The sequence below is a fragment of the Nostoc sp. UCD121 genome (genome assembly GCF_014222285.1).
Taxonomy (GTDB): Bacteria; Cyanobacteriota; Cyanobacteriia; order Cyanobacteriales; family Nostocaceae; genus Nostoc.
In genome coordinates this window covers 22472-29572 of the sequence record NZ_JACKZS010000087.1, presented here as the reverse complement: position 1 = coordinate 29572, position 7101 = coordinate 22472, and the positions used below count along the sequence as shown (strand labels likewise).

Annotated in this window: 9 protein-coding genes; 2 read left to right on the top strand and 7 right to left on the bottom strand. The window is 44.1% G+C overall.

Annotation, left to right across the window (positions count from 1 at the left end; translation table 11 throughout):
• The 3 genes from GNF10_RS19045 to GNF10_RS19035 form a co-directional block, all read right to left on the bottom strand.
• A partial coding sequence (locus GNF10_RS19045; protein WP_185607201.1) for an FAD-dependent oxidoreductase occupies positions 1–317 on the bottom strand: 317 nt, incomplete at its 3' end.
• A gap of 99 nt (positions 318–416) precedes the next feature.
• A complete protein-coding gene (locus tag GNF10_RS19040) occupies positions 417–821 on the bottom strand; it encodes a hypothetical protein (RefSeq protein ID WP_185585181.1) in 405 nt (134 codons plus the stop codon).
• A gap of 16 nt (positions 822–837) precedes the next feature.
• The gene (locus GNF10_RS19035; RefSeq protein ID WP_163927518.1) at positions 838–1176 is read right to left on the bottom strand and encodes a 2Fe-2S iron-sulfur cluster-binding protein; all 339 of its coding nucleotides are present in this window, start codon (positions 1174–1176) and stop codon (positions 838–840) included.
• Positions 1177–1251: 75 nt separating this feature from the next.
• Between GNF10_RS19035 and cimA the strand changes: the two genes are divergently transcribed.
• Both cimA and GNF10_RS19025 read left to right on the top strand, forming a co-directional pair.
• Positions 1252–2913 (top strand): citramalate synthase, encoded by a 1662-nt coding sequence (gene cimA / locus GNF10_RS19030; RefSeq protein WP_185585182.1) that lies wholly within the window; start codon positions 1252–1254, stop codon positions 2911–2913.
• A gap of 264 nt (positions 2914–3177) precedes the next feature.
• Positions 3178–3636: a cobalamin biosynthesis protein gene (locus tag GNF10_RS19025; RefSeq protein WP_185585183.1), complete on the top strand. Its 459-nt coding sequence runs from the start codon at positions 3178–3180 to the stop codon at positions 3634–3636.
• A gap of 59 nt (positions 3637–3695) precedes the next feature.
• On the opposite strand, the gene GNF10_RS19020 is transcribed toward GNF10_RS19025, so the two are convergent.
• The 4 genes from GNF10_RS19020 to GNF10_RS19010 form a co-directional block, all read right to left on the bottom strand.
• On the bottom strand, positions 3696–4049 hold the full coding sequence (locus GNF10_RS19020; RefSeq protein WP_114081850.1) for a phage holin family protein: 354 nt from the start codon (positions 4047–4049) through the stop codon (positions 3696–3698).
• A gap of 29 nt (positions 4050–4078) precedes the next feature.
• On the bottom strand, positions 4079–4201 hold the full coding sequence (locus GNF10_RS38670) for a hypothetical protein (protein WP_260445944.1): 123 nt from the start codon (positions 4199–4201) through the stop codon (positions 4079–4081).
• 382 nt (positions 4202–4583) lie between these two features.
• Complete coding sequence (locus tag GNF10_RS19015; protein WP_185585184.1) at positions 4584–5657, bottom strand: peptidoglycan-binding protein; 1074 nt, start codon at positions 5655–5657, stop codon at positions 4584–4586.
• Positions 5658–5762: 105 nt separating this feature from the next.
• Positions 5763–7034, bottom strand: a complete 1272-nt coding sequence (locus GNF10_RS19010; RefSeq protein WP_185585186.1) for a pitrilysin family protein — start codon at positions 7032–7034, stop codon at positions 5763–5765.
• Between the last annotated feature and the right edge of the window lie 67 nt (positions 7035–7101).

Genomic DNA, 7101 nt, shown 5'->3' with positions numbered 1-7101 from the left:
CCTGCTCCCTGCCCCCCTGCCTCTTCAAAGACGGGTGCGAGAATACCACAGGCACGGTAGCCAGTATTTAAACCAGTTAGTTCTTCTAGTTTAGTTGTCCAGTCGGGATATAAAGCCCGCGATCGCCAACACAATGAACGCATTGCCTCATTAGTGATGTTTTCCGCGTCTGGTGCTAACATCCCGGCGGCGGCGTGGGTAGCGGCAGCTTGAAAGTCACGACAAAGCACGGTGACGTTTGTCCCGCGCATTTTTAGTTCAATAGCGATCGCTAAACCAATAACGCCGCCACCAATAATTACGATCTCACTAGTCATTAGTCATTAGTCATTTGTCATTTGTCATTAGTCATTAGTACATAACTAATTAACTCATAACTTATAACCTATAACTCGTAACTAAAGACGGATATGTCGTTACCACAAGGCGCGAATTGGTTCGTTGCCTTGATTGACATCGCTGGATGGCGTGTTTTCGGAACTATCTGTACTGCCGTCTGTTGTACTGTCAGCAGGTGATGTTGAGTCATCAGAAGGATTCTGAGCAACGCTGCTTCTGTTGTCAGGTCTTGGGGCTACAATACCGCGTCTGTTTTCGTTTGTTTCGTTTGTTTCGGTTGTTTCGTTTCCTTCTGTCGCAGTTTCTTCATTTTTGCTGCCAGCACTGCTATTAACATTGATATTAGCTGGCAGAACTTTTGCTGCTTTACCACTGGGAGCGTTAGCGCTTTGCACGCCCATAGGAAAATTGATGCCTAGTAATGTACCAAGCAGAATGGCTAAACCTCCAGCCATTAAAATTAGGGGTGTCCATCTACCCATCTTGTCTTACTCCTTTTTAACCTTTTGGTGTCCACACTATTCGAGAACCTTGTCCCCAAAATCCATCAAACTTTGTCACTTTCACATCGCCTAAAACCTGAGTTTGGCAGGCTAAACGCAAGTCTGTTGTAGGAGAATGGGGAGGAAGCGAACGCCGGGCTCGATCGCGCCAATTCGCTGCTGATACTTCGCCCTCTACCTTAACCGCACAGGTTCCGCAACTGCCAATGCCCCGACAGTTTATTACCTTAGCACCGTCATTGTAGAGGTGAATACCATTTTGTAGCAAAATTGTTCGGAGATTGCTTCCACTTACGCACTGAATTGTTTTACCTTCAGCTAGTACTTTAGGCATTTTTAAATTGCCAAACTGGCTTTTTGTTGTATATTGACACATTGCCTCGAAAGTTGTCTCGTCGGTCCCAGTTTTATGACCACAAATTCCTCACCTCAACTTTGGCTCTATGACACTACATTACGGGATGGCACTCAGCGCGAGGGGCTATCTGTATCGATAGAAGATAAGTTACGCATTGCCAAGAGACTTGATCAACTGGGAGTTCCCTTTATTGAAGGTGGTTGGCCTGGAGCTAATCCCAAGGATGTACAATTTTTCTGGCAACTCCAAGAAGATCCGCTAAAACAAGCTGAAATTGTGGCTTTTTGTTCGACTCGACGGCCTAACTCCACTGCCGCAACCGAACCGATGCTACAGGATATTTTGGCTGCGGGAACTCGCTGGGTAACGATTTTTGGTAAGTCTTGGGATTTACATGTCACAACTAGCCTCAAAACGACATTAGAAGAAAATTTGGCGATGATTCGTGACACCATTGAGTACCTCCGTTCTCAAGGTCGTCGCATTATCTACGATGCCGAACATTGGTTTGATGGTTACAAGCACAATCCAGATTATGCTTTACAAACATTAGAGGCTGCGATCGCATCTGGTGCTGAATGGCTAGTCCTCTGTGATACCAATGGCGGCACTTTACCTCATGAAATTGGGCAAATTGTACAAGATGTCAGTAGTCATTTGTCATTCGTCATTAGTCAAGAATCAATGAAGAAGGACGACGGACAAAGGACAATCCCTCAAATTGGAATTCATACTCATAACGATTCCGAAATGGCGGTTGCTAACGCAATAGCCGCTGTGATGGCAGGGGCAAAGATGGTACAGGGCACAATTAATGGTTACGGTGAACGTTGCGGTAATGCTAACCTCTGTTCTTTAATTCCCAATTTACAACTGAAGCTGGGTTACAGTTGTATCACAGAAGACCAGCTAACACAACTTACAGAAGCTAGTCGTTTTGTTAGTGAAGTGGTCAACCTCGCGCCAGATGAACACGCTCCCTTTGTGGGACTTTCGGCTTTTGCCCACAAGGGTGGTATTCATGTATCAGCAGTAGAACGTAATCCCCTGACTTACGAACACATTCAGCCAGAACAAGTCGGGAATCATCGCCGCATTGTGATTTCTGAACAGTCTGGACTTAGCAATGTTTTAGCCAAAGCCCGCAGTTTTGGGATTGACCTCGATCAGCTAAAGGCAGAAGCCAAGCAAATTCTCCAGCGTCTCAAAGATTTGGAGAGTGAAGGATTTCAATTTGAAGCAGCAGAGGCCAGTTTTGCGCTACTGATGCACGAAGCTTTGGGAGGTCGCCAGAAGTTTTTTGAAGTCAAAGGTTTTCAAGTCCACTGTGACTTGATTGAGGGGAAAGAAACTAGTAACGCCCTAGCTACAGTCAAAATTGCTGTTGACGGCAAAAATATTCTGGAGGCGGCGGAAGGTAACGGCCCCGTTGCTGCCTTGGATGCGGCTTTACGCAAGGCTTTGGTGAATTTTTATCCCCAAATAGCAACCTTTGATTTGACGGATTACAAAGTGCGGATTCTCAACGGATATACGGGCACTGCGGCAAAAACCCGTGTGTTAGTAGAATCAGGCAATGGTCGTCAACGCTGGACAACGGTAGGAGTTTCGACCAATATTTTGGAGGCTTCCTATCAAGCGGTGGTGGAGGGCTTGGAATACGGTTTGCTATTACACTCCCAAGCAGAAACGGCAGTGAAAGCTTCTAGTTGACAAAAGGGATGTTTCGTGTAGGGAAAGTTTGCGTTTTTCGATAATTGGGGGAAGCGATCGCCAAAGTGCGATCGCTTCGTATACAGCAGTTTGTAACTAAATTAGGTACAGAACCAAGGATTCACAAATCAAATTATTCTTCTCCCTCCTGCCTCCTGCCTTCTGCCTCCTGCCTCAAAACCAGTGACTTTGTACCTCATGCAAAAGAAAACTGCTATAAGCCAACATCAAACCTTGAAGAATTGAATTAAGGAAATACACCAAGTGCAACAGGTTTTCTGGGTAGGAATCGGTTGTAAGCGGGGAACCTCACGGCAATTGATTGATTGGGCTATTGAGGAAGCCTTTCGAGAAAATCAACTTTTTCAAAGTGCGATCGCAGGAATTGCTACTATTGACGCTAAAGCCTTGGAAGTTGGTTTAGTAGAACTTTGCCACCTACGCAATCTACCTCTAAAAACCTTTTCTGCGGAAATTCTTTGCTCTGTCTGTGTCCCCAACCCTGCCACAATTACTGATCACAAAGTAGGTACACCTAGCGTAGCAGAGGCAGCTGCTATTGTTGCAGCGACTCAATCATCGTTGTTGACTGCTCCCCCCTTTACCAGCACGGAAGCATTGGGAGTCAGACTCTTAGTTCCTAAACAAATTTTCCAACTACAAGGGCAACCAGGAGCGATAACGCTAGCTGTTGCCCAAGCTTCAAATATTATTAGTCATTAGTCATTAGCTAAATTAATAAAGCCTCAAATATTATGAGATTACAAAACTTAACTAATTTTCTAGTCAACAACTCTCAACAAATAGTTAATTATGCTAGAAACAATAGCTAGCACGATGGAACCTAATAAAGCAGGTAAAAAGCCCTGAATCTCAAAACCAGAACCAGGGGTTAAAGCACTTGCCAACCAAAGTGTTAAAGCGTTGATTACCAATGTAAATAAACCAAAGGTGAGCAAGGTAATCGGGAAGGCCAAAATCTGCAAAATTGGTCTAATAAATGCGTTAACCAGACCAATAACTAGGGCAGCGACTAAGGCAACCACAAAATTCTTGATAAAGAATCCCGGAACGATATTAGCAGTAATAAATAACGCTACCGCAGTACCGAGCCAAGTTAATAAAAAGTGTTGCATAAGTTTTTTTAGAGGAATTAGCAGTAAGTTTAATTAATTTCACTGTTGCCAGTTGTGATTTGTAACACTATCAGGTGTCTTTCTGCTTGACTCATAAAGTTGCCATTATCTTTTGTCAGCCCAAAAGTAATGTAATTTTTCTGTCCTGGCATAGAGAGATATTTCTAATCAGTGTATCTTTATCGTATTGCAGGATGTACCGGATTAAATTCATAAAGAAGAATTCAGGAGTCAGGATGGGCTACTCCCGCAATACCGTGCGGTTAAGTAATTTTTTGGTTGAGGCAGGCAGGGGGGGAAGAGAAGTAGGGGGAGAGAAGAATTACTGAACAATAGCCCTCCTGACTCCTGAATTCTGTTTTGATAAAAATGCTATGAAGCGCAAAACCCATACAGAGAGAGGTTTATTGAAGTTGAAAAACCTCTGTACCTTGACGACTTCCAAAAAAGAAATAAGTTATCAGAACTTCGGAGCATCTTGCCTGCAACTTTGGTTACAGGCAAAAGAGACGCTGGTTATGCTCCCTAGTAAGGCTAGCGCCGCAAAAGAACCTCCCAGGTAGAGCCACCAACGACACCATCAGCTTCTAAACCATAGCGTTTTTGTGCTGCTTTCACAGCACTCTCGGTTGTCTCACCAAAGTCTCCATCGGCATCGCCTTTCAAGAAACCAAGCTTTTTCAGTTGTTGTTGCAACTTAACAACTTCAGAACCACGTAATCCTATACGTAAAATTGGCAATCCTTCGGAGGTATATTGAATACCAGGAGTTCGCTGAGTAGTTGTGTTTTTCTGAGTTCGAGTAGTTTGCCCAGTCCGTGTAGCTGACTGAGTTCTAGCAGTTGATGTAGTACGATTTGGCGTTTTTTGTGTGCTTGAAGTTGTAGGTTTTCTTGGTGTAGAAGGTCTTGGCTCAGGGCTAGTCGCAACTTGTGTTGCAGCTTTTTTTGGGGTAGCAGGTCTTGGCTCAGAGCTAGTTGCAGCTTTTTTTGGGGTAGTAGGTCTTGGCTCAGGGCTAGTTGCAACTTGTGTTGCAGCTTGTCTTGGGGGGTTGGGGTTAGGATTTGCAACGTTGGTGAGGCTGCTAGCCTGGGTTGGAACAGGAAAATTTGTAGCTGAGTTAAATCTTGGCTGAGATGAAGGGATATTTGATGCTGCTACTGGTTGATTAGGGAAAAGTCTTTGCCAAGTGCTGGCATCAACAACGCCATCTGGATTCAAGCCAGCTGCTTGTTTAAAACGGGCAACAGCACTGGCCGTATTCTCACTATAAATACCATCTACTGCACCAGAGTAAAAACCCAAAAGTTTCAGAGCTGCCTGAAGTTCAGATACGCGTTCGCCTTGGCTACCAACTTTGAGGTTAGGGCGGCTGATGCTATCTCCAGGATTTATTTGGGCAATTTTTTGTGGCACTGCTATTGATATTAAAGGCGTTGAGGCAATAAGCAGAGGCGTTGCGGATAACAAGAGTATTTCAATGGCTGGGAAAGATTTAGACCTCTTTACCCACCAACTTTTTTGCCGTTTTTCCATTCCACAGCGATTTACAGTGGGGTCTAGTAATTTTAAGTAACTCAAAATACTTGCTGTCAGGCTGCTTTGCATGGAATTTACTCCCAGAATATTCTCATGCTAATGGTACAGCCGCTTGGTCTAAAAAACAGCTGCTCTATTTACGATGTCTTCTCTGAGAGACGTTACAAGTTTTAGTTACGCGATCGCACGGTTAATTGCTTCTTCTTGACCAACTAAAGACAAATAAGGTGATTTTAAATACTTGCTTGCGGCAGCGATCGCATCTTTGGCACTCACCGCGGCAATCAAGTCTTGAAACTTGGTATCAAAATCAATTCCTAAGCCCAAAATTTCATACCAGCCGTATATCTGAGCAATTTGCCCATTTGTTTGTTTACCCAAGGCGTACTGTCCCAGAATCTTATTTTTTGCAGCTTGGAGGGCACTTTCAGATACTTCATCGGTAGACAATAAATCTACTTCTGTACGTAATCCTTCTAGGGCAATGCTGGTATTCTCTGGTGCTGTACCCATATAAACTACAAATGAGGCTGGAAATAGCCTTGTGGAGTAAAAAGCAGATACTTCATAAGCTAAACCGCGTTTTTCCCGCAATTCGACAAACAAGCGACTAGAAAGCCCGTTGCCCAAGTAAGTACACAGCAACTTCAGGGCGGCGTAGTCAACAGAATTCACCGATGTTCCCAAATAACCGAGCATCACGATTGATTGTTGTGTCTGTACTGGCTTAACCTTTACCTGCGGTTCCACTTTTATCTCAGGTAAATTTAGTATTGGTAGTGCTTGGGCTGGCGCTTGCCAATCAGCAAAAACTTCTTCCACCAATGTTGTTGCATCTGTGGATGTGACTCTCCCAGCAATGCTAATTACTACATTATCTGGGCGGAAATAAGTTTGATGATACTCTACTAAATCTGCACGAGTTAAGTTGCTCATAGTAGTTTCATCCCCCAACACTGACATAGAGTAGGGATGATTTTGGTACATTACCTGCCGCATTTGCTCAAAGGCGACATTGAACGGTTGCTCTTTCTGCGAACGAATATCTTGGAGTGCTAAACGCCGTTCTAGTTCTACTTGAGTTTCGGGAAAAGTAGGCGATCGCAAAATCTGCGCTGCCAATGCTAAAATTTCCGCAAAATCTGATGTTACCGTCTTGAAAGATAGCAAAAAATAATCAGTACCAGTATCCGCACTCAAACTTGCCCCTACAGACTCAACTTTTTCAGCAATTTCCAAACTAGAAAGTCCATCGCATCCCTTTGTCATCACTGCTGATAGCAAATGCGCCAACCCTGCTTGCTCCCGGTTTTCGTTACAACTACCGGCACGCACAAAGATCCGCGCTGCAATAATATCCGCAGCAGGGTTTTCTGCCGCCAGCACGACAATACCATTATTCAATACGGTGCGATGGATAGGTGATTTTTGCAGCAAGGTTGTCATTTGTCCTTTGTCATTTGTCATTTGTCCTTTGTCCTTTGTCAAAAACTCATTCCCCATGCCCCATTCC